The organism is Providencia sp. PROV261 (assembly GCF_028477945.1).
GTDB classification, from domain to species: domain Bacteria; phylum Pseudomonadota; class Gammaproteobacteria; order Enterobacterales; family Enterobacteriaceae; genus Providencia; species Providencia stuartii.
The window spans coordinates 1-26,643 of sequence record NZ_JAMPMC010000027.1 but is presented as its reverse complement, the minus strand read 5'-3'; the positions used below and the strand labels follow the sequence as shown (position 1 = coordinate 26,643).

Annotated in this window: 20 protein-coding genes and 2 pseudogenes; all 22 read left to right on the top strand. The window is 40.9% G+C overall.

Features of this window, described 5'->3' with window-relative positions:
- The first annotated feature begins 4 nt into the window (after nt 1-4).
- Nucleotides 5-1,483 (top strand): annotated as a pseudogene (gene tssC / locus PR675_RS14925) (type VI secretion system contractile sheath large subunit).
- A gap of 4 nt (nt 1,484-1,487) precedes the next feature.
- Nucleotides 1,488-1,925, top strand: a complete 438-nt coding sequence (gene tssE / locus PR675_RS14920) for a type VI secretion system baseplate subunit TssE (RefSeq protein ID WP_060561537.1) — start codon at nt 1,488-1,490, stop codon at nt 1,923-1,925.
- 1 nt (nt 1,926) lies between these two features.
- Nucleotides 1,927-3,708: a type VI secretion system baseplate subunit TssF gene (tssF, locus tag PR675_RS14915; RefSeq protein WP_272582780.1), complete on the top strand. Its 1,782-nt coding sequence runs from the start codon at nt 1,927-1,929 to the stop codon at nt 3,706-3,708.
- Nucleotides 3,672-4,709, top strand: coding sequence for a type VI secretion system baseplate subunit TssG (gene tssG / locus PR675_RS14910; RefSeq protein WP_040132661.1), 1,038 nt, complete (start codon nt 3,672-3,674; stop codon nt 4,707-4,709). The genes tssF and tssG overlap by 37 nt, the downstream gene beginning before the upstream one ends.
- A 5-nt stretch (nt 4,710-4,714) precedes the next feature.
- Nucleotides 4,715-5,986, top strand: coding sequence for a type VI secretion system-associated FHA domain protein TagH (gene tagH / locus PR675_RS14905; protein WP_004926309.1), 1,272 nt, complete (start codon nt 4,715-4,717; stop codon nt 5,984-5,986).
- A 1-nt stretch (nt 5,987) separates the two neighbouring features.
- A complete protein-coding gene (tssJ, locus tag PR675_RS14900) occupies nt 5,988-6,542 on the top strand; it encodes a type VI secretion system lipoprotein TssJ (RefSeq protein ID WP_004926310.1) in 555 nt (184 codons plus the stop codon).
- Nucleotide 6,543: 1 nt separating this feature from the next.
- Complete coding sequence (gene tssK / locus PR675_RS14895) at nt 6,544-7,902, top strand: type VI secretion system baseplate subunit TssK (protein WP_036942310.1); 1,359 nt, start codon at nt 6,544-6,546, stop codon at nt 7,900-7,902.
- Complete coding sequence (gene icmH / locus PR675_RS14890; protein WP_004926314.1) at nt 7,895-8,650, top strand: type IVB secretion system protein IcmH/DotU; 756 nt, start codon at nt 7,895-7,897, stop codon at nt 8,648-8,650. Before tssK ends, icmH begins: the two co-directional genes overlap by 8 nt.
- Before the next feature lie 8 nt (nt 8,651-8,658).
- Nucleotides 8,659-11,274 carry a type VI secretion system ATPase TssH gene (tssH, locus tag PR675_RS14885; RefSeq protein WP_272582779.1) on the top strand — a complete coding sequence of 872 codons (2,616 nt, stop codon included), beginning with the start codon at nt 8,659-8,661 and terminating at the stop codon, nt 11,272-11,274.
- A complete protein-coding gene (locus PR675_RS14880; RefSeq protein WP_004926317.1) occupies nt 11,271-12,068 on the top strand; it encodes a hypothetical protein in 798 nt (265 codons plus the stop codon). Before tssH ends, PR675_RS14880 begins: the two co-directional genes overlap by 4 nt.
- The gene (gene vasI, locus PR675_RS14875) at nt 12,065-12,709 is read left to right on the top strand and encodes a type VI secretion system-associated protein VasI (protein ID WP_004926319.1); all 645 of its coding nucleotides are present in this window, start codon (nt 12,065-12,067) and stop codon (nt 12,707-12,709) included. Before PR675_RS14880 ends, vasI begins: the two co-directional genes overlap by 4 nt.
- A gap of 5 nt (nt 12,710-12,714) precedes the next feature.
- Nucleotides 12,715-14,178, top strand: a complete 1,464-nt coding sequence (gene tssA, locus PR675_RS14870; RefSeq protein WP_004926321.1) for a type VI secretion system protein TssA — start codon at nt 12,715-12,717, stop codon at nt 14,176-14,178.
- Complete coding sequence (gene tssM / locus PR675_RS14865) at nt 14,175-17,723, top strand: type VI secretion system membrane subunit TssM (RefSeq protein ID WP_004926323.1); 3,549 nt, start codon at nt 14,175-14,177, stop codon at nt 17,721-17,723. The genes tssA and tssM overlap by 4 nt, the downstream gene beginning before the upstream one ends.
- A gap of 40 nt (nt 17,724-17,763) precedes the next feature.
- Entirely contained in the window at nt 17,764-19,095 is a 1,332-nt protein-coding gene (locus tag PR675_RS14860) for a VasL domain-containing protein (RefSeq protein ID WP_014657057.1), read from the top strand.
- A 12-nt stretch (nt 19,096-19,107) separates the two neighbouring features.
- Nucleotides 19,108-19,587, top strand: coding sequence for an Hcp family type VI secretion system effector (locus PR675_RS14855; protein WP_004926326.1), 480 nt, complete (start codon nt 19,108-19,110; stop codon nt 19,585-19,587).
- A 19-nt stretch (nt 19,588-19,606) separates the two neighbouring features.
- Nucleotides 19,607-21,343, top strand: coding sequence for a type VI secretion system baseplate subunit TssF (locus tag PR675_RS14850; RefSeq protein WP_004926329.1), 1,737 nt, complete (start codon nt 19,607-19,609; stop codon nt 21,341-21,343).
- Nucleotides 21,344-21,391: 48 nt separating this feature from the next.
- Nucleotides 21,392-23,686 (top strand): type VI secretion system Vgr family protein, encoded by a 2,295-nt coding sequence (locus PR675_RS14845; protein ID WP_318558462.1) that lies wholly within the window; start codon nt 21,392-21,394, stop codon nt 23,684-23,686.
- Nucleotides 23,687-23,952: 266 nt separating this feature from the next.
- Nucleotides 23,953-24,327, top strand: coding sequence for a hypothetical protein (locus PR675_RS14840; protein ID WP_239686485.1), 375 nt, complete (start codon nt 23,953-23,955; stop codon nt 24,325-24,327).
- Nucleotides 24,324-25,250 (top strand): hypothetical protein, encoded by a 927-nt coding sequence (locus PR675_RS14835; protein WP_060561539.1) that lies wholly within the window; start codon nt 24,324-24,326, stop codon nt 25,248-25,250. Before PR675_RS14840 ends, PR675_RS14835 begins: the two co-directional genes overlap by 4 nt.
- Nucleotides 25,243-25,512, top strand: coding sequence for a PAAR domain-containing protein (locus PR675_RS14830; RefSeq protein WP_040132670.1), 270 nt, complete (start codon nt 25,243-25,245; stop codon nt 25,510-25,512). The genes PR675_RS14835 and PR675_RS14830 overlap by 8 nt, the downstream gene beginning before the upstream one ends.
- A gap of 86 nt (nt 25,513-25,598) precedes the next feature.
- Complete coding sequence (locus PR675_RS14825; RefSeq protein ID WP_272582778.1) at nt 25,599-26,510, top strand: hypothetical protein; 912 nt, start codon at nt 25,599-25,601, stop codon at nt 26,508-26,510.
- Nucleotides 26,503-26,643: pseudogene (locus PR675_RS14820) on the top strand (PAAR domain-containing protein); the annotation flags it as partial. The gene PR675_RS14825 and the pseudogene PR675_RS14820, both read left to right, overlap by 8 nt.

The window sequence follows — 26,643 nt, the reverse complement described above, 5'->3', positions numbered from 1 at the left end:
TTTCATGTCATTAAATAGCGAAACGCAGGAACAACAAGTTTCCTCATCCAATGTTTCATTGTTAGATGAGATTATGGCTCAATCTCGTATGTCTCCTGAGTCAGAAGCTTATGGTATTGCCAAACAAGGTGTTGCTGCATTTATTAGCAATCTTTTTGCTAGCCAAAATGAAGAAGAGCAAATCAATAAGCTATTGATTGATAAAATGCTTGTTGAGTTAGATAACAAGCTGAGTACACAAGTTGACCAAATTCTTCATGCACCAAAGTTCCAAGAGCTTGAGTCTTCATGGCGTTCACTGAAACTGTTAGTTGACCGCACCGATTTTAGAGAAAACATCAAAATTAATATTCTTCATGCAACGAAAGAAGAGTTATTGGAAGATTTTGAATTCTCTCCTTAAATCGTACAATCAGGCTTCTATCAGCATGTTTACTCATCCGGTTATGGCCAGTTTGGTGGTGAGCCAGTAGCTGCTGTAGTCGGTAACTATGCTTTCAATAACACCACACCTGATTTGAAATTAATGCAGTATGTGAGTGCTGTAGGCGCTATGGCGCATGCACCATTCCTTTCTTCCGTTTCACCTAATTTCTTTGGTATTAACAGCTATGCAGAATTACCTGCGATCAAAGATATTAAGTCTGTCTTTGAAGGCCCTGCACATACTAAGTGGCGTTCATTGCGTGAAGCAGAAGATTCCCGTTATCTTGGTTTAACAGCACCTCGCTTCTTGCTGCGTCTGCCATATTCACCAACAGAAAACCCGGTTAAGTTGTTTAACTATACTGAAAATGTTAAGCAGGATCATGACCATTACCTTTGGGGAAATACGGCATTTTTATTAGCAAGCTGTATCAATGACAGTTTTGCTAAGTACCGCTGGTGCCCAAATATTATTGGCCCACAAAGTGGTGGTACAGTTAGCGATCTTCCTGTACACGTGTTTGAAGCAATGGGCGAATTACAAGCTAAAATTCCAACTGAGGTTTTAGTTACTGATCGCCGTGAATTTGAATTGGCAGAAGAAGGCTTTATTACATTGACGATGCGTAAAGGCAGCGACAATGCCGCGTTTTTCTCTGCGAACTCAGTTCAGAAACCTAAAACTTTCCCAAATACTCATGAAGGTAAAATTGCCGAAACCAATTATAAATTGGGAACTCAGCTTCCTTACATGTTCATTATCAACCGCTTAGCACACTACATTAAAGTGCTACAGCGTGAACAAATCGGTTCATGGAAAGAACGTCAAGATTTGGAACGTGAACTGAACATTTGGTTGAAGCAATACATTGCTGATCAGGAAAACCCACCGGCTGATGTACGTAGCAAACGTCCATTACGTTCAGCACAGATCCAAGTTCTCGATGTCGAAGGGGATCCAGGTTGGTATCAAGTTGCGATTCAAGTCCGCCCTCATTTCAAATACATGGGTGCTAACTTTGAATTGTCACTTGTTGGTCGCCTAGACAAAGAGTAAGGCAATGGCTGCTAACTATAACTGGGATTCTTCAGAGACTGCCAGCTTATTTGAACGCATCCAAGGGAAGAGCTCCGGCTCTTCCCATCATGCTCGAATGGATGCCTTAGTGAGATCAATTAAGAACAATTTAAATCAAATCCTAAACAGTCGACCAGATGCTTGTCAAAGTTCGGCTAGCCTAGGAGTACCTGATTTAAATGATGCAACACAAGCAGCAACAGATTTTAGGCGGAGCCTAGAACATTCTATTACAACCTGCATTCAAGACTTCGAACCTCGGATCAGTAATGTCCGAGTGACATTTATCGAAAATGATGCAGATTCCTTGTTGCTCCAGTTCAGCATCACCGCTTTTATCGATCTCGACAGCCAGCGGCAGCTCATTGAATTTAATATGCAGCTCGATAACAACCGGCGATATCAGTTGAAACAATTCTAATATGTCTTCAAACCCGTATTTTGCGAATGAACAAGAGTACTTAAAAGAGCTTGCCAGTCATATAGCGATAGAAAAGCCTCATCTTGTTGATTTATTATCCAATAAGATTCAGGATCCTGATGGTGCACGCTTGATGGATGGGTTAGCCTATCTTTCAGGAAATCTTCGTGAACAGCTTGATAGGCAATTCTCTGAATTAACGAGCAGCCTAGTCAATATGCTGTGGCCTGCTTATGCTCGTCCTTTTCCCAGCATGACTATTGTTGAGTATCAAACAGATGCTCAGACACTCAGCTATGCAAGCAAAATAGCCGCGGGCCAACCTTTTGTAGCTAAGCCCTTGTATGTTCAAGGCGAAACCCCAAATGCAGATAGCCTGCACCAATGCCGATTTAGCCAATGCAGAGACCTTTGGTTATTACCTGCAAAAATTTCACATGTACGCCAACGAACCAAGTCCATTGAGATTGACTTCAAACTCGATAAACCCCGCGTATTAGCAGAAATTGGCTTAGATAAGTTGCGTATCCATTTGAATGGTGCAACCTATACGACACATCAATTATTTTATTTGTTGAGCCATCGCATTAAGCAAGTGACGCTTGTCACCGAACATCATCGGTTGCCTTTAGATAATTTTGCAGCATTGCCAGTGGGTTTCAAAAAAGAAGATGCTTTATTGCCGTACCCAAAAAATAGCTACGATGGGTATCGTATCTTGCAAGAGTACTTCTGTTTTCCTGAAGCCTTTATGTTTATGGATATTAAAGGCCTTGAAGACCTACCTTTAGCACTGAATACAGATTCCTTCACATTAGAGATTGTGTTTGAAACGGAGAGCCCTGACGCGGTGGTGATCCGAGATGACAGCATCAAACTGAATTGTGTACCTATTGCCAATTTGTTCACTATTGACAGTGAAGCTATTGACCTTACAGGTAAAAATGATGACTACATCTTGAGCGCCAGTTACCGAACACCACTTTGTTATGACATTTTTTCGATTAACCAAGTACAAGGGTTAAGGTATCCACAAAATGCCTCTCCTTATGCCGTCAATTACACCGCATTTGAAAGCTTTCATCACCAAAGCCATAACCTGAAAGATAAAAATCATGGCTATTACAGGCTAAAAATCAATCAGATGAGAGAGGCGCTAGGCTATCGGCATACGCTCTCCTTTGTGCGTGACAATGAAACGAAACTACAAAACTGTGAAGAAACCGTTTCTGTGTCATTAAATTGCACAAATAGGAATGTTGCTTCAAGGCTTTCAACCCATTCGATTTCACTTGATAAAGCCTATCGACCGGAAGGTGCTTTATCTGCCACAAACTTGTTTAAGCCAACAGCGCCATTATACCCATTGTTGGGTCAAACATTGTATTGGTCTGAATTAACGAATCTTTCGTTAAATTATCAATCACTTTTGAATCTAACCTCGTTGAAGCAGATTCTTCAACTCTATGATTTACCGTCTGTTTTTAATCGTCAAACAGCAAGGCAATCTCAGCAGTGCTTAGATTCTCTCATTAGCTTAAACACAGAGCATATTGAGCATCTTTATCGTGGGTTACCAGTAAGAGGATTAAAAACGACATTAACGGTTCGTCAAAGTGCTTTTTTAAGTGAGGGTAGCTTGTACTTGTTTTGTACAGTTATTGCTCAATTTTTTGCTTTGTATACCAGCGTGAATATGTTTCATGAGCTGGAAGTAATCAATATTGATAATAAGGAAACCTACCGGTGGCCAGCACAAATCAATCAGCAAATACTGAAGTGATAGCGCGCTGGCTAGATGAAGCTGGCAATTCTGTTACTGAATATAGTTTTTATCAACTTGTTGAACTACTTAATAAGTTACAAGGTAAAAGCACAACCACGCAGGAAACAACGGATGAAATAATTCGTTTTAAGTCCTGTGCAAATATTGCTTTTCCTACGAGAGATGTCATCTCGGTCAAAAAGAATCAAAACGGGCAGTTTGAGCTTGAAGTCTCCTTCTTGGGGTTACACGGTAGTCAGTCTCCGTTACCGAGCTATTATCTGGATGATTTTGCTTGGGAAGATGCCCAACAACAACCTAGCGTGACAGATTATTTGAACCTTTTTAATCACCGTTTAGTCACGCTTTTACATCGTATTTGGCGTAAATACCGTTACTACATTTGCTTTGAAAATGAGGGAGTTGATTCATTTTCTCGCTATATGTTTTCGTTGGTTGGCTTAGGGAATGAAGTCAACAGAGAAAGAGTTCATATCAATCACAGTAAGATGTTGGCCTACGCTGGGCTTTTAGCGAGTCCAAGCCGTTCTCCCGATGTTATCAGTAGTTTAATTGCCCACTGTTTCGATCTCGAACACGTTGAAGTTATCGGTTGGGAAACTCGTAAAGTACCTATTCCTGAAAATCAACAAAATCGGTTAGGTGTGATTTCTCATCAGGCTGGGAAGAAATCGCAGCCCCGTATGTTATTGGGCGATAACTTTAGTTTGGGCGGGCATATCTATGATTGTAATGGCAAATGTACCGTCGAAATCAGTGAATTATCACTCGAGCGTTATATGTCCTTTCTGCCTAATGGAGCTAATTTTTTACCTCTTGTCGCTTTTGTCTCTTACATCTTCCATGAGCAGTTGGCATGGGACTTACGGCTCAATATTGCTGAAAAACAAGCTGAAGGGATCCGTTTAGGCCAGAAACAACACAATCAATTAGGGTGGCAAAGCTTTTTAGGTAAACCTGAGAAACAACCTAATGTCACCATTACTGTACTGGAATAAATCGCATGGATAAGTATTTACCGACAATTTCATTTCGCCTGATTAATAGTGAATTACTCGAAAGCGGTTATGTTTCGAGTATGACATTTTCACAAGATGGCGGGCAAATAGGCAGTAGCGCACAGTGCCAGTGGCAGATTCAAGATAACCAAAATTCCGTGGCACCAGTGCAATGCACTATTCTTTGGAAGGATAAGCACTTTTGCATTAAGACCAATACAGAATCAGTTTATGTCAATAATGCGATTGTACCTCTTCATCTTGATGCGGTACGGCTTGCTCATGGTGACCAGATCAAAATTGGTCAGCTTAAATTGTCTGTTAATGTGAATCTTACTGGACAACCAGCAGAAGACTTAATGGCTGTCACCCCTCAATCACTGGTTTCTAGCGATAGTAATCCATTAGATTCTCTATTTAATACCACACCGACTCAATCTTATGAGCAAGAGGAGTATGAGCTTGCTCCGACCGTTCAAGGGTCCCTAACGTATGATCCGCTTCAAGCCTTAGAAAATGAGAGTCTTAGCTTAATTTCTCAGAAAAATAAGCAAGCTTCAGACCCATTATTAATGAATGAAGCACACTTAACGCACTCAGTCACCTCCCCATTTTCAGATAATCAAGGGAATACCATGGTTCAGGAATTTATGGATTTACCAAAAATCACACCAACACTTGATGACACTATCACAGACATTGAGCATGTGGCTGTAAACCCTTTAATGCAAGGGCTTGGTATTCATTTAAATTTACAAACTTCACAACAAGCGAACGATTTTCTAGTGGAGCTAGGGAAGACTATTCGCTCCGCCATCGAAGGTTTATTGGCATTACAGCAACAGCAAGAAAGCCTGCAAGATAAGCAACTTAGACCAATTGAAGATAACCCATTGCGTTTAAACAGCAGTTATGAAGAAACAATGAAGTTGATGTTTACGGACGAACGTAGTCCCGTTCATTTATCAGCCCCTTCAGCGGTAGCAGAAAGTTTGCATAACATTCAGTTGCATTATCGAGCAAACCAAGAAGCTATTTCGACGGCACTTGCAACGATGTTGGCTGCTTTCTCTCCTGAACACCTTTTAAATCGTTTCGCGCACTATCGCCGTGCTTCAGATAACTCTTCGACAAACGATGCTTGGGCATGGGAAATGTACACCAACTACTATAAAGAGCTGTCATCTTCTCGCCAGCAAGGTTTTGAAAAGCTGTTCTATGAAGTCTATACCCATGCCTATGACAGAGCCTTAAGAAAAGGGCTTGAGGAAGCATAATATGCGTGCGAAAACCTTACTAGGATACCTATTTTTACTCTTTTCAATGATGGCGCTTAGTGGATGTACTAAGCCATTGGAAGCTGTATCCAAAATAGGTCAAGTCATATTAGACCCTTCGATTCCTATCGGGCCGCCACAAGATAGGCCATCAACGATATCGTTGACTATCTTGGCTGAGCCCAACATCAACCCAAATCAGGATGGTGAAGCAACGCCACTGAATCTACAGATTGTCTACATGAATGAAGATTCATTGTTTGCTGCGCTCGATTTTGATCAGATTGAAGAGAAAGATGGGGATCTCGAAAAGGTACTGAAAAAAAACTATATCGACCATCAGGACTACACCATTTTACCTGGGCAATACAAGCCGCTACCTGACATTGAGCTATATCCAGACAATCGTTATATCGGGGTCATTGGTTACTACTCAGACCCTGATAACGCGGAATGGAAAAAAATTGTTAAGGCACGTGGAAAAGGACGCCATTACTTCCTCCTAGCTCATATCAGAGGAAATGAAATCGAATTTAGACAAGAGGAAGATGACTAATATGTCGACAAAAAATAGAGTGATTTGGCGTGAAGGTTTATTTATTAAGCCTCAGCATTTTCAGCAGCAACAGCGTCATCAAGACTATATTACTGAAAGCATACTGAAGAGCTATATTTCTCATTTTTGGGGGCTCAGTTCGTTAATTCTGAGTGATGAATTGTATAGCTTAGGTCGTATTGGTATCAAGGAAGCTTCAGGTGTGATGCCTGACGGCACAATCTTTTCTATGCCTCATCAAGATATTCTTCCTCAACCTATTGATATTAAAAATATTAGTGATGGTGATAACAATATCGTTTACCTTGCATTTCCCTTAGTGAATAGCACGGTCAATGAAGTGTCGACTGAACATAGTGGTAACCGCTTGTTATCACGTTATAGCGACAGTATGGAAGATGTTCGCGACCTGCATACGGAAGGTGGGGATGTCAGTACGATCAATGTGGCCAAATTAAGACCGATCCTGAAGCAAGGCTCCAAAGAGATGGATGCTTATGTCACTTTGCCTATTTGTAAAATTAGGGAACGTGGTGCTGATGGCAGCTTAACACTTGAGAATGACTTTATTCCGACATGTTTGAATGTGCGTATCTCACCAATGCTAAATGAGTTCCTGAATGAAATTCATGGTGCTTTATATGAGCGTGGTAAACAAATTGCGTTACGTATTGGCTCCCCAGGGCAACAAGGTGTCGCGGATGTAGCAGAATTTATGATGTTGCAGGTATTAAATCGTACCTATCCATTGTATTCGCATTATGCGCAAGAGCCGGTTATTCATCCGGAAAAACTGTTTAGAGATTTGCTCGAATTGTGTGGTGAATTACAAACGTTCACTAATACCTCTCGTTTACCTGATTCTGTGGCTAAATATAAACATTTCAATTTATCTGAAAGCTATATCCCACTCATCAAAGATATTAGGGAAGCACTGAGTGTGGTGTTAACACCTCGCGCAATTCCAATTCCATTAGATACGCAAGAACACGGTATTCGTGTTGCGACGATCCATGATAAGCAGTTACTGCAAAAAGCAGAATTTATTATTGCGGTCAAAGCGAATATGCCACAAGAACAGTTACGTCAACTGTTCCCACAACAATCGAAGATCTCTTCAGTGAGCAATATTCGTAAAGTGGTCAGCGTGCAGATCCCAGGTGTGAAATTGATTCCATTATCAACGGCACCACGTCAATTACCTTATCACTCTGGTTATAACTACTTCGAATTAGATAGAAGTGGCGATGTTTGGCAGGAAATTAAGCAGCACTCCAATATGGCATTCCACGTTTCTGGCAATTTCCCTGAGCTTGATATTCAACTTTGGGCGGTAAGAGGCGGAATAGACAATGACTAATGCAGCTTTCCTTAATGACTATGCCGAACAGGGCAACTTGCAAAAAAATTATCAGTTGCCTTTGCGGGGGAATAGCATCAATCCAATGATTGATGCTGCGACGCCATTGCTTGGGATGGTTCTCAGAATGAAAGCGATGTCAGAAACCCCTCTTTCGGAAAAGTTATATCAGCAGGTGGTGACCGATATCACCTCAATAGAGCAACAACTACAAACCCAAGGTTATGAACCTGGGGCTATTGTTTCATTTCGCTATGTTCTATGCACCTTTATTGATGAAACAGCATTGGGATTAGGTTGGAACCAAGACAACGGCTGGGTTAAACAGTCGTTATTAGTACACTTCCATAATGAATCTTGGGGTGGTGAAAAGGTTTTTGTATTAATTGAGCGGTTACTCGGTGAGCCTAAACGCTATCTCGATTTGCTGGAATTTATCTATTTGTGTTTGTGCCTTGGCTATCGTGGTCGCTACAAAGTGACAACAGGGCATAGTGATGAATTTAACCATTTACTCAGACGGTTACAGAAACAGATTCAGCAACTTAGAGGCGAAGCAAAACCCGTTATCCTTTTTGATGAAGGGGGTAATAAACACCATCGCTACCGTTTAGGCCGGCGCTTTGGTGTTCGCTACGTTATTCTTGGCGCCGTTATCTTAGCGGCAATTATTTACAGCATTTATTCATCCCGACTGAATCATCAAACACTCAGTATCGTGGAACAGCTTAATACTTTACTCGGCTAGGATGCACTATGATTCAAATTGATCTTTCGACACTCGTTAACCGTCTTCACCCTATCGCGAAGCATGCGTTAGAAAGTGCTGCGGCTTATTGTGTGAGCCATCAGCAGCCTGAAATTACGGTATCGCAATTTTTGCAACAACTGGTCGAAACACCATTGACGGATATTCGCTTAATTAGCCATAAAGCGGATCTGGATTTAGTCGCACTTGTTGAATTGTTAGAAGTACAAATTCCGCCACATCATGCGATTACTCAAAGCTATCCGAGTTTTTCTCCGTTATTGATTGAATGGATGAAAGACAGTTGGTTATTAGCCTCGACAGAATATAACCACAGTGAATTACGCTCTGGTACTCTGTTTTTAACCCTTTTGCAGATGCCATTACGTTATCTGTCAAAACCGGTTGCTGATTTATTATCACAAGTAAATCGTGAACAACTGCGACTGAATTTTGATAGTTGGACTGCGGGTTCGGCTGAAGCACCACTGACTGAAGCAGAAAAACAATCTGGAGAGAGTCGTCCTGCGGACTCTTTACTGGCGAAGTTCACGCAAAATATGACTCAGCAAGCGCGTGATAACCAATTAGACCCTGTTTTATGCCGTGATCATGAAATTGATTTAATGATCGATATCTTGTGTCGTCGTCGTAAAAACAACCCCGTGGTTGTGGGAGAGCCGGGGGTAGGTAAAAGCGCCCTAATCGAAGGATTGGCATTGCGTATTATTGCAGGTGAAATCCCTGAAAAATTACGTGGGTGTGAATTACTTACTTTAGACCTTGGTGCTTTACAAGCGGGTGCTGCGGTCAAAGGTGAATTTGAAAAACGCTTCAAAGGCATTATGCAGGAAGTGAGTCAATCACCTCATCCTATCATTTTGTTTATTGATGAAGCACATACCTTAATTGGTGCGGGTAACCAACAAGGTGGATTGGATGTCTCCAACCTATTAAAACCCGCCTTGGCTCGCGGTGAATTACGTACTATCGCGGCGACAACATGGAGTGAATACAAAAAGTATTTCGAAAAAGATGCTGCCCTTGCGCGCCGTTTCCAACTTGTTCAAGTTAAAGAGCCAACGGCGGCAGAAGCCGTCATCATCATGCGTGGCCTACGCTCTATTTATGAAAAAGCGCATAAGGTCTTTATTGATGATGAAGCATTGCGTGCGAGTGCTGAGTTAAGTGAGCGCTACCTATCAGGTCGCCAACTCCCAGATAAAGCGATTGATGTACTTGATACGGCGGGGGCTCGTGCGGCTATCAACTTATCTTCACCGCCGAAAAAGCTCTCGTTGCTGAAAACGGAACTTCATCAGATTGGTATGGAAACGGATGTGCTACAACGTGAACAACAATTGGGGCTTAATGACCATAGTTCGCGTCTGAGTGCACTAGCTGAACAGGCTGAAACTATCAATGCTCAGGTTGAGGAGCTACAAACCGCGTGGGAAACCCAGCAAGAGATTGTTTCTCAAATTATTGCATTAAGAGCGCAGCTACTGGACAGCGACCAAAGTGAAGAGCTTCCAACTAACGACAGTTTGGTATTAAAAGAGCAGCTTAAACAATTAAATGAGCAATTGAATGAGCTACATGAACAGCATTTATTAGTCTCGCCACATGTCGATAAAAAACAAATTGCTGCCGTTATTGCTGAATGGACGGGGGTACCTTTAAATCGTTTATCGCAAGATGCTCTATCAGTGGTAACGGAGTTACCCGTTTATTTAGAACAAACAATCAAAGGGCAATCATTAGCGATTGAGTGCTTACATAAGCATTTGTTAACTGCTCGCGCTGACTTACGACGCCCAGGTCGACCGTTAGGTGCATTTTTATTGGCGGGGCCAAGTGGTGTCGGTAAAACAGAAACGGTTATTCAAATAGCACAACTGATGTTTGGTGGAACGCAATATTTAACGACAATCAATATGTCAGAGTTCCAAGAGAAACATACAGTTTCACGGCTGATCGGTTCACCTCCAGGTTATGTTGGTTATGGTGAAGGCGGCGTACTGACAGAAGCGATCCGCCAAAAGCCTTATTCTGTTGTTTTATTGGATGAAGTTGAAAAAGCCCATCCTGATGTTCTGAATCTATTTTATCAAGCCTTTGATAAAGGTGAATTAGCCGATGGGGAAGGGCGAATTATTGACTGCAAAAATGTCACTTTCTTCCTAACGTCTAATCTAGGCGACCAAATCATTACTGCCTATGCAGATAAGCCTGATGAGTTGCAAGATGCGCTTTATCCGGAATTAACCGCATTTTTCAAACCTGCACTGCTGGCACGTATGGAAGTGGTTCCTTATTTACCATTATCTCAAGAGATCCTTCAGCAAATTGTCGGTGGCAAGTTAGCTCGTCTGACTTCGTTACTTGAACAGCGTTTTGGTGCGGAAGTTGTGGTCGATGACAGTGTACCTACAGAGATCTTACGTCGTGCTTCTCGTGCGGAGAATGGTGCGCGGATATTAGAATCCATCATCGATGGCGCACTGTTACCACCGTTATCGCTACTGCTACTACAGCACAGCGCAAAAAATGAAGACATTAATCACATTCAATTATCAACACAGAACGATGAGTTCGTTGCGACGGTGAATGCTGAACTATGAAATCACGACTGAAAAATGCCTTAGCCTTACTTGAATGCACTAATTTGGATGTGTTAGCGAGCCAATTTTTAACGTTTAGCTTTACACGCAGTCCATTTAGCGCACTGATTGTGTCATTAATCAACCGACCTGAAAATTGCTTACAGAGTTGGAGTATTAAGCAATCAAATGAAGTAGAACAAGGGCATTTGGATGTCGAGATCAGCGATGCTGACCACCCTTTGATTCAGTTGATATCAAGGGGTGAAAGTGTCCTATGGGAGAACCTGAATCAAGGAATTCACATCAATGATAATAGGTTTCGCCAATTTGTGGCTGAATTACCAATAGGTACAGGGCTGTATAGCCTCCCATTAACAGATTTACGTCATAAAATTTGCGGAGCTATTATTTTGTTTGGGAAATCACTCAATACGGAGAGTTATGAGCAAGGAATTTTCCCTATTTATTGTGCGTTATTTCACCATCAGTTGAAAAGTCTCCTCGAATTATCTTTGACTCAGCAGAAGATTTCTCACCTGCAATACCTTAATTCACTACAACAAGATCGTGAACGGCAACTACAGGCAGCTGTGAATATGTTAACGACATCAGCTCCACCTGTTGCGAGTCACCATTTCTCTGATTTTAGAGAGATTGATGACTTAACCGTGGCAACTGAACGTTACGAAGAACAAATTTTAAAAGACCGACAACAACAGGTTAATGGTGATTTAGATACGATGGCAACGAGTCTGAATTTATCGAAACGGTCCCTAATATACAAATTGAAAAAATACGGGTGCATGAGATGAATATTTCACCGCTTACATTGTGGTTGATGACCTCTTTATTCGTCGTCACCACTGCCTCAGCGGAAAAAACAAATCCGCAAGCACTGGCTCAGGCGCTTTCAGAGTGCCGCCTTGAGTCGTCTCAACTGATCCGTCTTGCATGCTATGACCAAATCATGGCCGACTCACCTGCACAGACACCTTTTGACCCGAGTCAAATGGGTAAAGCATGGCGCCAGGCAATGGAGCATGAAATGCAACGAGAAGATAATAGCGCGGGGTTTTTAGTCACCCTTCCTGAAACAGGAAATTACCCAGTTATTATGACTATCCCTGCGATTGGTTTTGCGCCGCCTCGCCCAGTCATGATGATCAGTTGTATCGACAATATTACACGATTGCAGGTTGCCCTCCCTCGCCAACAGGAGGCGGGAAGTGTGATGTTAACGACAGACAAAACGCAATTCACTGCCGATTGGTTTCTTCGTGAAAACGGTTATGTATTGGAGTCGAGTCGTGGCATTCCCGGCATTGATGAAATTAAACGTTTATTAAACGGTGAAACACTGACGTTGAAATTAGCAAACAATGACCGGCTAACTTTCAATATTTCAGGTATTTCAACTGATATCAAACCGCTAAGAACGGCCTGTCACTGGTAAGCATCATGACGATTAATACACAATTAAAATGGAAAGAGCAGCTATTAGCTCCCCTTGAAGAAAGCCAGCAAGCAGCACCGATTGCCGATGATAACCCTGATTGGGAATACATTGACGGCGAAATGATTAAGTTTGGCTCACTTAGCCATGCTCAATTAAATATTGAGGAGATCCAGCGCAAGGCATTACAACTGTTTGCTAATGAAACGAAAGACTTCCGTTTATTAGTGCACTTATTGCGTACCTTACAACATGCAGGAGAGGCTGATGAGCTAGCTTTAGCCGCTGAATTATTGGCGGAGTTTGTTCGTCATTATTGGGAAAATAGCTATCCGCAAAATATAAAGCTTAAACAACGGCTTGCAGGGCAAATCCTTAAACGATTTGAAACTGTACAAGACAGTTTTTGCCGTCAAGCCGATATTAACTTGCGCGACAATATTCTTGGCTCCTTTGCCTTTTTGGCTAAATCTTGGCATGAAAAATGCCCAAATTTATCCGCTGAAGTCGATACATTAAGCCGTGGTTACAGCCGTATTGAACAAAGTGAACCTGTCATCGTTGTGGCAACGGAAGAGCCAACAACAGATAAAAAGGGAACAGTAGAAAATACTCAACAAGCACAGACTCCGGTGGCAGCAACAAAAGTACCTACAGTTGAGGTGAACCAAACGGATGAGCGTCAGTGGAAACAGACATTGCTTAAAGTGGCTGAGGCGTTATGTGAGCAAACGCCTTCGGATGCGGTAGGTTATTGCTTACGGCGCTATGCTATTTGGCACTCCATTCATGCGTTACCGATGGCAAATAATGATGGAAAAACGCCATTAGCTCCTGTTTCTCCTGACCGAGTGATTGATTACAAAAACCAAATGGCGCAACCATCAATGGCGTTGTTGAATAACATTGAACAAAGCTTAACGTTATCGCCTTATTGGCTGGAAGGCCATATGTTAGCTGCTCAAGTTGCAACAAAGTTAGGCTATCCGCTGGTGGGTGTTGCGATTGCTCAGGCGTTGCAACAGTTTTTAAACCGATTACCTGATTTAGCCAAACTGAGTTTTTCTGACATGACACCTTTCTTGCCTGAAGAGGTTCAGTCTTGGCTTTCAGCTTCTCAAAAATCAACGAGTCACGACGCCTCGACGAGTTCTCACAGTTTACAAGCTGAACAACAAGAAATTTTACATTGCTATGAACAGCATGGCTTAAGTGAAGCGTTAAAAATGGTCGAAAATTTTATCGCTTCTACGAACGAGCCGAGAGCACGTTTTTATAGCCAATTGTTATCTGCCCAGTTATTTGAACAAGCGGGGATGCAGCATATGGCTGAGAACCTGTATCAGCAACTGCATACCGCAGCATTACATTACTCGTTATCGGACTGGGAACCCGATTTGCTCAATCGTTTAGCACAGAAGGTGCAAGACAAGCAGGAAATGACTTTTGATAGGAATTCACAACAATGAAATTATCTTTTCTATCCATACCAAAAATAACGGGTTCTCTTAAGAAGCTGTTTTTTGGCGATAAGCCCAAAATTAAATCATTCTTACTGCTGTGTTTGGCACTGCTCCCAGCGATTTTGATTATTTGGATTTGGTGGTGGGGACCCGATTTTAACTACAAGGGCAGTTATCCCCTTAAAGAGCTGAGCGCGCGTTGGTTAGCGACGATTATTATTCTTCTCATCATTGTGAGTTGGATTGGGATCGCGACATGGAAACGTGTAAAACGCCTTGAAAGCCTTAAATTAGACGTGGAATTAGCGGTTGTTGATCCTGTTCGTCACGATATTGAGTTTCAAAATCGTTATCTCGATTATTGGAAATCGCAATTTGTTCGTCACCTCAACGGACATACTCAATCCGTATATTTACGTCCTTGGTATTTCGTATTGGGGGCCGATGAGAGTGGTAAGCATACATTACTAAAAAATAGCCTTAATACTTTAGATATTGCACCAACAGAAAATGTTGTTAGTGACCAGAAACTCCCTCTGCATATTCAATGTCTACTCGCGGATAATGCCGTCCTTTTTGTGCCAGATGGGAAATTATTGACCCAGCCAGTGAGTGAGGGGGATAAGCCCCAGCTATATCATCGTTTATGGAATGAACTTTTACACTGGTTAAGCAAAAACCGTTCAAGACAACCAATGAATGGCATTGTTTTAACCGTGGATACTTTGTCATTACTGACAAATTCGAAGGAAAAAAATAGCCAGCTCATTGCTGACCTACATATGCGTATTGAAGAAGTCCGTATGACATTCAATAGTCAATTACCACTCTATATTGTGTTGACTAAACTGGACTTGTTACGTGGTTTTGATGCGATGTTCCAATCCCTTGATGCTCAACAGCGTAATCAGGTATTAGGGGTATCTTTTAGCTCAAAAGAAAATGTTAATTGGGAAAAACAGCTCAATCACTTTTGGAGCCAATGGGTTAGCCAAATGAACAGTGCTTTACCTGAAATGATGTTAAATCGTTCAGAAGGAAGCCAAAGAAGCGACTTATTTAGTTTTGTTCGCCAAATTGAAGGGTTACAAAGCAGTGTAGCAAAATTAATCTCTGCATTGGTCGCTAACAATGAACAGAAAAATATCCGTTTAAGAGGGGTTTATCTCACCTCTGCGACTCAAGTTGGTCAGATTGACGACGTCTTTAGCCAAACGGCGTCAGTTCAATACCATTTACCAACAGCACCACTAACAACTTGGCCTATTTCAGATACACATCCCTATTTTACGCACAACTTATTCAGTGATGTGCTGTTTAGCGAGCCAAACTTAGCAGCGGAAAACCATTATTGGCTGAAAAAACATCGTACCAGACTTTTAGTTGCTTCAACTGTCAGCATTGTTGGTTTGATATTGGCTTGGAATGGCTGGAGCCATTACTACAACAAAAACTATCGTGCGGGCGAGAATGTGCTTAATGAAGTTAAAGCATTTAAAGCGATTGAATCAACGACAACTAAAGATACTGACGGTAGCAAACAACTTCCTGTTTTGAACCCACTTAGAGAAGCAACATTAGCTTACGGAAACCATCGTGATAAAAATGGCATTCTGTCTGAAATGGGGTTATATCAGGGGCAAAAAGTTGGACCACAAGTTGAAAATGTCTACTTGCAATTGTTAACGGAACGCTTTTTACCCGCCATTATGGCAGGGTTACTTATTGAGCTGGATAATGCTGAAAAAGGCAGTGAAGAGAAGCTCGAAATCTTACGTGTTATGCGCATGCTTGAAGATAAAAGTGGGCGTAATAACGGGTTGGTTGAAGACTATATGGCAAACTACTGGAGCCAGCTATTTACAGGGCAACGAGATATCCAAGCTCAGCTTCGCGGCCATTTACATTATGCGTTAGAGCACACTGACTGGAAAGCTGAGCGTAATCAAGGTTCAGCGATTGCCAATAAAGTCTTTGGGCCATTTGCCAAACCAATCAGTGACGCTCAAAAAGAGCTGAGCACGCTGTCGCTATACCAACGTGTTTATCAAACATTGAGGCTGAAAGCGAATCAAACACTGTCATCACCATTAAACCTCCGTCATCAAATAGGCCCTGGTTTTAACTCAGTGTTTACTGTGAACGATGAAGATAAGCTCGAAATCCCTCAGTTTCTCACCCGTTCTGGGCTGATTAACTACTTTATTAGGCAAAATGATGAATTGGTCGATCTGACATTACTTGATGCTTGGGTGCTAAATTTATCAAGCAATACACAGTATAGCGAGAGTGACCGTAAAGAGATCCAACGTCAAATTAGCGAACAATATCTGAATGACTATACTGCGCAATGGCGTGGGGCGATGAGTAATTTAGAGATTCGTGAATTTGACACAATTCAAGATGAAATCAATGCATTAGAACAGATAATCAGTGGTGAGCAGCCGTTAAGACGTGCATTACAGGTACTGAGAGATAACACTTCTTTACCTACCATTGATAGTTCGCTGTCTTCACAAGAGCAGCAAAAATTGATGGCAGAGCCGAAATACAGGTTGCTTAGCAGGTTGGATAGAGAGTTTTCACCCGAAACTGAGATTTTAGTGAGTAACAATGGTGAAAACCTACAAAATCTCAATCAGAAGCTAAATGAATTGCATCGTTATTTATTAAGTATTCAAAACTCACCAGTACCAGGTAAAGCTGCACTAAAAGCGGTGTCTATGCGTTTGAATGATAATAACCGTGATGTCATTTTTGAGCTATCACAAATGGCGAAAACATTACCAGAACCATTAAATCGTTGGGTAGGAGACCTCTCGGACCAAGCATGGAATGTGGTACAAAAAGAAGCTATTCGTTATATGGAAGTCGAGTGGAATGAAAACGTTGTCAAACAGTACAACGCGTACATCGCTGGACGTTATCCATTTAATCCGAAATCTAAACAAGATGTGCCATTAAGCGAATTTGAACGTTTCTTCAAACCAAATGGCACCATCGATAGTTTCTATCAACAGAATCTACGTTTATTTGTTGAAAATAACTTGATTGAAAATATGGAAGGCCAATCGCTGATTCGCCCTGATGTATTGGAGCAAATTGAGATTGCTAACCGCATTCGAGACACCTTCTTTACTGCTCAAGGTAATCTTGAAACACAATTTGCGGTAGAACCGTTGTCACTGTCAGGTAATAAACGTCGCAGTATCTTGAACCTTGATGGGCAGATTATTGACTACTCTCATGGGCGCAGTAACACCGTACATATGGTGTGGCCAAACTCAATGCGTTCAAACATTGAAAGTAAGCTGACATTAGTGCCTCTTTCTGGTGATAAATCCCCTCGTTCGCTCAGCTTTAGCGGACCTTGGGCGCAATTACGCCTTATCGATAGCGGCAGGTTAATGAATGTGAAACCAAACTCTTTTGAAGTTCGCTTCACAATTGATGGCGGAGATATGACTTATCGCGTGCAAATTGATGAATCTAACAACCCGTTCTTCGGAGGATTATTTACCCGATTCCGTTTACCTGAAACGCTTTATTAATATGATTTTTCAGTATTAATACGAGGGAATAGAACAATAAATGAGTACGCAATCAGAAAACTTGGTGATTAAAGTAGGAGGGTCTCCCTTGGAGACCCCAGAATTTATCGCGCTAAAAACCGAGTTCAATAAACTTAACCATCCAGCCCGCCCTGAAGTGAGCTGGACTTTAATTGAGTCATTGTGTTTAACGCTATTTAAAACCCATGGCATTGATTTACAAAGTGGAATTTATTACACCATCGCGCGTTTACAATTACATGGTTTAAACGGTTTTACCGAGGGATGTGAACTATTAGCAAGTGTTGTTGTGACACAATGGGATCATTTGTGGCCAGAACAGCCCCATCATCGTGCTGATATTTTGAATTGGTTTAATAGCCGTGCTGGTTCAGCATTGCGGCAAATCAGTTTTAAAACCAGTGATCTACGGTTAATCTATCGTTCCGAGCGTGCGCTACAGCTCATTATCGATAAGCTTGCCCAAACAACGTGGACAAAAGTACCGAAATTAGAAAACCTTTTGTGGTTTTTCCAAAACTCAGCGAAAAACCTCGAACAGCGCGAAAATGCATTAAATCAAAATAAAGGTCAAACGGTAAAGCTGCCGCCTTTAGTTTATATCCAGCAGCCGAAAACGGAGCAAGAGCCACCAGCACAATCAATCGTGATTGAAACAGCGGCTCAAAAACGGCCTTCTTCACCTATGCCTACTCAGGAAAAAATGAGTGCGACAAAAGGGTTTTTTTTAGGGTTATTATCAAGCGCAGTCATCTTTTCTGGTATCGGCTATGCGTTGTATTACTCGACCCAGCAAGAAGTTATTGCAATGGCTTCTGTTCCTGAAGGCGCGGCGGCTCAATGGCTATATAAACCTGAGCTTACAACCTACGCGGATAACTTAGGGTTATTAGAGAAGCAGTCACCTATTTTTACCTTAAAGCTCGCTGATTCATTAGTGGATGTAGCCAAAAAACGGTGGCCTAACAATGCGGATCAAGCTTATGTCAGCCGTAACTGGCAAAACTTGATAACAACTCGGTTAGAAAATGCGCCAATTAGCGATAGTTGGTCAGAAACAGCGACATTATTACAGCAGCTATCAGACAAAATTGTGATGCAAGAGCGCAATCGCGGGAGTTTTACTCTCTCTTATTTGAAAACTGCTATCTATGATATTCAAAAGCAGCATAACAAGAGTACACCTGTTGAAGAAAGACTACGTGAATTCTCTTTACAAATTGAAAATGACCAGCCTATCTCACCAACATTAATTAGTAATATCGATTCACAAATTAATGGCTTATTAGCACGTTACTATGATTTGCAAAAACAGGCAGAAGAACGCGGTTTAAAACCAAACTCATATTAAAAGGATATTATCATGGCGAATATGATCTATTTGACATTAAAAGGCAGCAAACAAGGTGCAATTTCTCAAGGATGTGGAAGTTTAGACTCGATCGGTAATAAGTATCAAAACGGTCATGAAGATGAAATTTTTGTCCTACGATTAGGAAATGGCTTTAGTCGTACTCAAAATATTAATTTTCAACCTGTTACATTAATTAAGTTGTTAGATAAATCATCTCCATTGTTGGCAAATGCAATTGCCAATAATGAAACACTTGAGATGACATTTAATTTTTATCGGACTTCACAAACAGGCTCTCAAGAAAAGTATTACACCATTACTCTGAGAGAAGCGTCCATTATTAATTTAGAGTCAGACTATCCTCATTCATCGAATAATAATGAGCAATTACCAGAGGAAACACTAACTGTGAAATATAAAGATATTATATTTCAGCATGTTATGGCTGGGACTTCAGGCTACTGTAGCTGGCAAGAAAATACAATTTAATGGATGCTGAGCCTAAAAGATGAGTGAAATAAAGTATCTACAAGAAAAGCAATATTTACAAAAACTCGCTGACGATTATGCGAGAGAGAAGCCGCATTTGGCTCACGTATTAGATCCACAAGATCCTCATACGGGTTATTTACTTGAAGGGTTTGCTTTTCTTTCGGCACGCCTACAAGAAAAAATTGATGACGCTTTTCCTGAAATTACCTTACCTTTACTACAACGTTTAGGCTCACAAGCGATTAAGGGGCTACCTTCAACAACAATTATTCAGGTTGACCAAGATGGGGTCATTGATTATCCATATTATCTTTCAGAAAATAATTTGATTCTAGGTCCTAAAGGTGCCAGTTTTAGTCTTTGTTATGGAGTGACCCTACAACCTTATTCTATTGTTGAGCGAAAAATTACTCATCAGCCTAATCGGAGTTGTATCTCATTACGAGTAAAATACCGAGGCATAATAAAAGAATATGATACAGCATCGCTAAACCTCTTTTTGAGTAAACAAAAAGCTATTGCAGATACTTTGATGCTCGGGTTTAGCCAATATTTTGATTATATAGAGCTGAATCATGATGGAAAAAGCTATCGTGGGAACAGCCTTGATTTTTATTTTGAGCCGAAGATAGGTAAAAAATTTCAAATTTTCCAGCAAACAGATAATCAATTATCAGCCCCTCAACAGCTACTGGAAGGGTTTTATTTACCACATGTTCATCATTTTATCGATATTAATGTACCGTTGATCACTAAGCAGCTTAATTGGCAAGATGATGATACGTTTGTGATCAATATCTATTTCAATAAGCAGCTTTCGATTACTCAGGCACAGTGTGAAGAGAGTTTTTATTTAAACTGTGTACCTGCAATTGATAAAGAAAAGCAAAATGAGCTGAAAATAGATTTTAAATATAATCAATCGTCGTATTTATTACCTATACCTGATAATCACTATTTGGCGCATTTATCAGATATTCAGTTGTCATTAGAGCCTCACGAAAAGGTTCGTGGCTTATATTGTGATTTTTATCCGATGACGGATTTTACTGCGGCATCACGTCTGCTGCCCCAATATCAACAAGCGTTGTTTTATGCACTCACTATTGATAACGATATTCGAGGAAGGACACTATATTATTTAAATTTTTATGATAATAAAGGTACACCGATGGTAGTGCCTCCTAGTTTACGTTTTTCATGTAATTATGTGAGTTTTGAACAATATCAAGAAAGCCGCATAGGGGTCTTAAACAGCCATAGTGAGAAGGTGCCAGAAGGAGTAAAAACAGCAAATATCACCGAGTTATCAAACTGTTATCCACCGATTGTGAATGATAAATATTATTGGCAATTACTATCACACTATAGTGCTAATGCTTTTATGTTGATGTCTCTTGATACTATCAAGCAGATGTTGACGGAATATATTTTATATCGTGAAAACGATAGACAAGTTACACGCAAACTTGAACGGTTATTATCAGGTTGTATTGCGCTTAAAACGAATTTATATGATCACATTTTAAAAGGAAAACCATATCGCTGCTTATCCCTTGTGGTGACATTAGACATTCAAAAATTTGAAAATGAAGGTGAGGCATTTATGTTTGTCACTCACCTATATCATTTTTTCCCTTTTTGTTTATCTGAAAATATGTTGTTGGAAATGTCAGTGAATTTCAATGATGCTGATTTACCGACATGGTATTTATCACCCTCACCATTACAAGGATATAAATCACTGTTATAAAAAACCATGGCGCAACAATTGAGTGCGCCATTTTGCAAGGTTAAGTCTATGTCTTCAAATATCTCGAGAAAAAATGTATCTGATGCTGAAAAAGCGGGTCAACATTGGCAATCTCTATTAAACAGGCCAGAGCCACAGCGCCTTAAATCGGCTTCTGACGCCAGCGGATCTCAGCCCTCTCAATCTAAGAAAATAGATATTTACGATGCAATTGCTAATCGTAAGCTGTATTCCGGACTCGTATTTACCTGCCAAATTGGTGATCTTCCTGTAGAGACCTTTCAGGTCACCCAATTTGATTTGCACGAAGGGTTATCCGAGTTATTTACGCTGAACATTCAAGCCGTCAGCTCACAATCAGAGATTGATTTTCAAGATGTATTGGGGATGGCTTCCTCCATCACCATCATGCGTGAAGGTATTGTTACCCGTTGTGTACAAGGGATTTTAGCTAGCGCCGAGCAAGGCAATACCGATGGCGTGAAAACGTGGTATCAGTTTGTTATCCGCCCTGAAATGTGGATCATGACGCTTAAGCAAGATAGTCGTATTTTCCAAGACACTACCGTTCCCAACATACTAGAAACCTTGCTGAATGAATCCCATGTTAAACACGATAAATTATTTTATCACCCTGAAGAGCATTTGCAGCGCTCTTATATCACGCAAAAACGTGAAACCCTGTATGAGTTTTGGTGTCGCCTCGCTGCCGAAGAAGGGATTAACTACTGGTTCGAGGAAGGCCCACAATTATTCTATAGCGATCGCCACTTGGGTATGAAAGCGGGGATCCATTTAACTTATAATCCCCAATCAGAAACCGATATTACCGACAGCACGGTCACCGCATGGCGTTATGCAGAACGCTTATGTAGTGATATTCGTATTGATAAAGATTACAATCAGTTACGTCCTTCTTACCCATTGAGCCATCAGGTAACGGGTGAAGTACATCAACAACACGAAGTATTTGAAAGTTATGGGCGCTTCCAAGAAGATGCTGAAGGTCAGTCGTTTAATCAAATCCGCTACGAACAATCGCAAAATAACCGCCAAACAGGCACTGCTAATACCAATTGTATTGAATTAGCACCTGGACGAATATTCAGCTTATCTAATCATCCCAGTAGCCGTATGAATGACAGCTGGCAAGTGATTACGGCACACCATCACGGGGTACAGCCCCTCGCTGACAACAGTGGCGGTGAAGGTACGCAATTGAGTAATACCATCACCTTTATTCCAAGTACCCAAGAATGGCGTCCACCGTACCGCTACAAACCCACCGCCGATGGTGATGAGTTAGCGACGGTCGTGGGTCCTCCGGGTGAAGAGATTTACACCAACTCCCAAGGGGCGGTCACGGTCTATTTTCATTGGGATAGGCGTGGTAAGCCCGATCACAGTGCCTCTTGTTGGGTCAGAGTCGCCCATGGCTGGAACGGGGATGGTTTTGGCTTTATGTCAATTCCGAGGATCGGGCAAGAAGTGATTGTCTCCTATTTAGACGGTGACATTGATAGGCCAATTATCACAGGGTGTACTTATAATGGGCGGAATAACCCACCATTAGATTTGCCTAAGCATAAAACCCGTACTACGTTTCGTTCAAAAACCCATAAAGGCGAAGGATTTAATGAGTTACGCTTTGAGGATAGTAACGGTCGCGAAGAAATTTATCTACATGCGCAGCGCGATAACAATATTCACATTAATCGCAATAAAACCCAATATGTGGGTCATGATGACTCCCACACAGTCGCCAATGACCGCAAACATGAAGTGTGTCATGACGAATTTATTCATATCGTTAATGAACAAACGGTGAAGGTAGGCGTTAACCAATTCGAGCAAATTGGAAAAGATCGTATCACACGTATTGATAACAGTTGGAAAGAGGTAATACACGCCAGTCACTTCCAAGAAGTAGGTGAAAACAAACAGTGCGATATACAAAATGATTACAAGTTAACTGCTGCAGGCGGTATCCATACGCACACCAAGGTACACACACTGCAAGCCAGTGAAACGGTGATTATTAAAGGCCAAGCAGGCTCGATTCAACTGGATGCGCAAGGGGTGACCATTACGGGCTCGGCAAAAATTGCAGAAGCAGCAGGGACATTGGCGTTTTCGGTGGGGCTGGCAGCATACGGTGCCACGGAAGGCGTGGTGGCGACCGCCATTGCAGCATTTGCGTGGGAGTTGATTATTATCGGTGTGATAGTATTCGGCATTGGTATGGCGATTTACACTTACTTTAAAACAGATTCGTTTGAAGAGTTATTGAAGCAGTGTTTTTGGGGAAATGGGGATAAGTATTTTGCGGGGGAAATGAAATAGTTGGTAATTCTGATACATTTAGACCTTTATCAAAAAGGCAACAATTAGAAAAATATACTAAATTTTTCGAAAATTATATAAATTATTATCAGATTGAATTACAAGAATTTGCAAATATTTTCTTTACTTCCCAATTACAAATTAACGCAATTCCAAAATCAAAGGCGGGATTAGGGCAAAGTCATTACGGGGCTGCACATTATGTCATCCAATATCAGTTTACGCTGGGCAATTTTCAATGCGGTATTTCGGATGTTGAATATCAATTGGTTGAAAAGAAAGCTTTGTTTACTTATCCCGCGGGAACACCTGTGACCTCTTTACCCAAACAAGGGGGTACGGTAGTCAAACATCGTGGGATTGACTATTTGGCTTCACAGCAAACAAAATTTAATGCGGCGTTTGAGGCAGCTTTGCAAGATGCGTTAGCCTGTACGGCACTGCGTGATGGAGAGCTTGTACTGAGCTTTGAAGTCGAAGCGGGTATTTTTGTAGGTGATCCTCTGGGGCAATCTATCCCATCCATTTATTGGTATTACTTGGTGGATCGTCTTAAAGGTGAAATTGCGCCATTGCGTTACCGAAACGGTGATCCTAATGATAAACTTTATGGCTGTATTGATGAGGAAGGCACAGAATGACGAGTTTATATACGGCAACAAAGCACCCGGAGCAATTAGAAACCACGCTATTGATTGAAGAAAGTCATCACTACGATGATCCGTTGGAGCCTCAAAAACTGGTATTTTTAGATGCGGTCAATAAACAGCGTTGTGTGATTAACTCCCCACAGCGGAATAGCCAGCTCACTAATACAACACCTTTTTTTATCGTGTTACTCTTTATGGCTTTTTACACTGCATCTATTTTTTTTAAGGTGCATGTTGAAAATAAAACATCAATTGAAATGATGGCTAAACATGTAGAAAAAAAGTATGGTAATGAAAAAAAACAAAGTGAGTTATCAGCAAAGTTAATTGAATTATATAAACCTTATTTTGGAAAAGAAAAAATAAGTTTATGGGAGTATATAAAAGCTTACAATTCAGGTAACTTTGTTATAAATGGCCAATATGGTAAATATTTAGTTATCGGCTGGCTAATTTTTTTCCCGGGTTTTTTATGGTTATTGGGCTATCTCTCTTTCTTCACACCTCCGGTGTATCTCATTGCGGATAGGCAACGAGGAATACTGTATAGCTATGGGATGGGGAAAGTACGTTTAACACGCTATGAAGATGCACAATTCGGCTATGCAGGTAAAATGTTGGCGATTAAACTGTATGGCATTGATGAAAAAACAGGGCAATTGAAAACCATACTTTACAAGCCAAATGTTTCCCATTACTCCAGTTTCCTGACCAGTACCGACAGTGAAAACCATCGTTTTATCACGTTTCTCAATGCTTATATGCAAGAGGGGCGAGATGCCGTTTCGTCTGTCGATTACCAAGCCCGCAAACCCTTTTTGTTTTTTGGTAAAAACCCACTTCCTACTGATTTTGAGCAACAGGTCGAACAGATTTTAGCAAAGCTTGATCAGGAGAAAAAACGCAATGCGTAGTCTTGTGAACGGCAGAAAAATTATCTTAAAAAATGATACGACGAATACCGGAGGCACGGTGTTGACGGCCTCTTCTCTCGCCAAACAAACCCAAGGAATTGCCTGTGTGGGCGACTCTGTTTATTGCCCTTCGTGTAAAAAAACAGGCGCTATCGTTGAAGGCGATAGCTTAATAAAAATTAATGGTATCCCTGTCGCCTTAGAAGGCCACAAAGTGGCTTGTGGCTGTTCTGGTGGATGTGTGCTTGTCGCGGTAGGATGAACATTTTCTCGTCTTATTAGTACGTATATTAAAGCCTGTTCGCCTTATTAAAATTAGGATGGTGATATTGCTAGAGAGGCTCCATAATGTTCAAATTTTTTATGGGAACCATGTTCCCGAGTAAATTAAAAACGCAAAAAATCGCATCTTATCAAGAGGACTATAATGCTAAAGGTTCATTAGAAAACAGTCCATATCTGTTAAAAATAAACTCGGAACAATGCCAAATAAAATCGACCAATTTTAATTATAGAAAGGTAGTCTCAATACCGTTATTTTTGGTTGTACTTGCTGTTTTCATATTCATGATTAATTCTTTTTTTGAAAACCATTATTCAAATTATAAGTCATTTATATCAGTTATTTATGGATATAAAGATATTTATGAAAATTCAGTAAATCCACCTGAGGCAGTAGAGTTATACCGTCCTTTTTTTGATAAAACCCCCAATTTATTTGATTACTTAATATCTTATTACTCGGGAAATTTTTATGCAGGAACTGAGTATTCAATATATCTGACGATATTATTCGCATTCGCTTTTGGTTATGCCCTCTATATTACAGGGAAATCCGTCTTTATTGGGCCTTACCCAATATTGGTATTGGATAGAAAGCGTAATCTTTTATACACATGGGAAAATAAAAAAGTCTATGTAGCCCGTTATGAAGATGCTGGATATGCAGCTCCAAGTAATAATTTATTTATCAAGTTATTTACATTTAATTCAGACAAAAATCGATTAGAAACGATTCTATTTCAACCGAATGCATCGGTTCACAGTAGTTTGTTTCTCAGTGAAGAATATGAAAATAATGCGTTTGTTAGCTTTATTAATGCCTATATGCAAAAAGGAAGAGATGTAATCACTGATCATGATTTTGAAAGTGAGCCATTGAAGTTTTATTTTGGTCGCTATGAGTCCCCTGTTGATGTTGATGCACAAATCGCGAAAACCCTTAATCAACTTGACAAGGAAAAGCCCATTGATGCGTAGCACAGTTAACGGTCGTAAAATTATTTTAAAAAGTGATACCACCAACACAGGTGGCATGGTGCTGACCGGTTCATCCCTTGCCAAACAAATCCAAGGAGTCGCCTGTGTGAGTGAATCAGTTTATTGCCCTTTA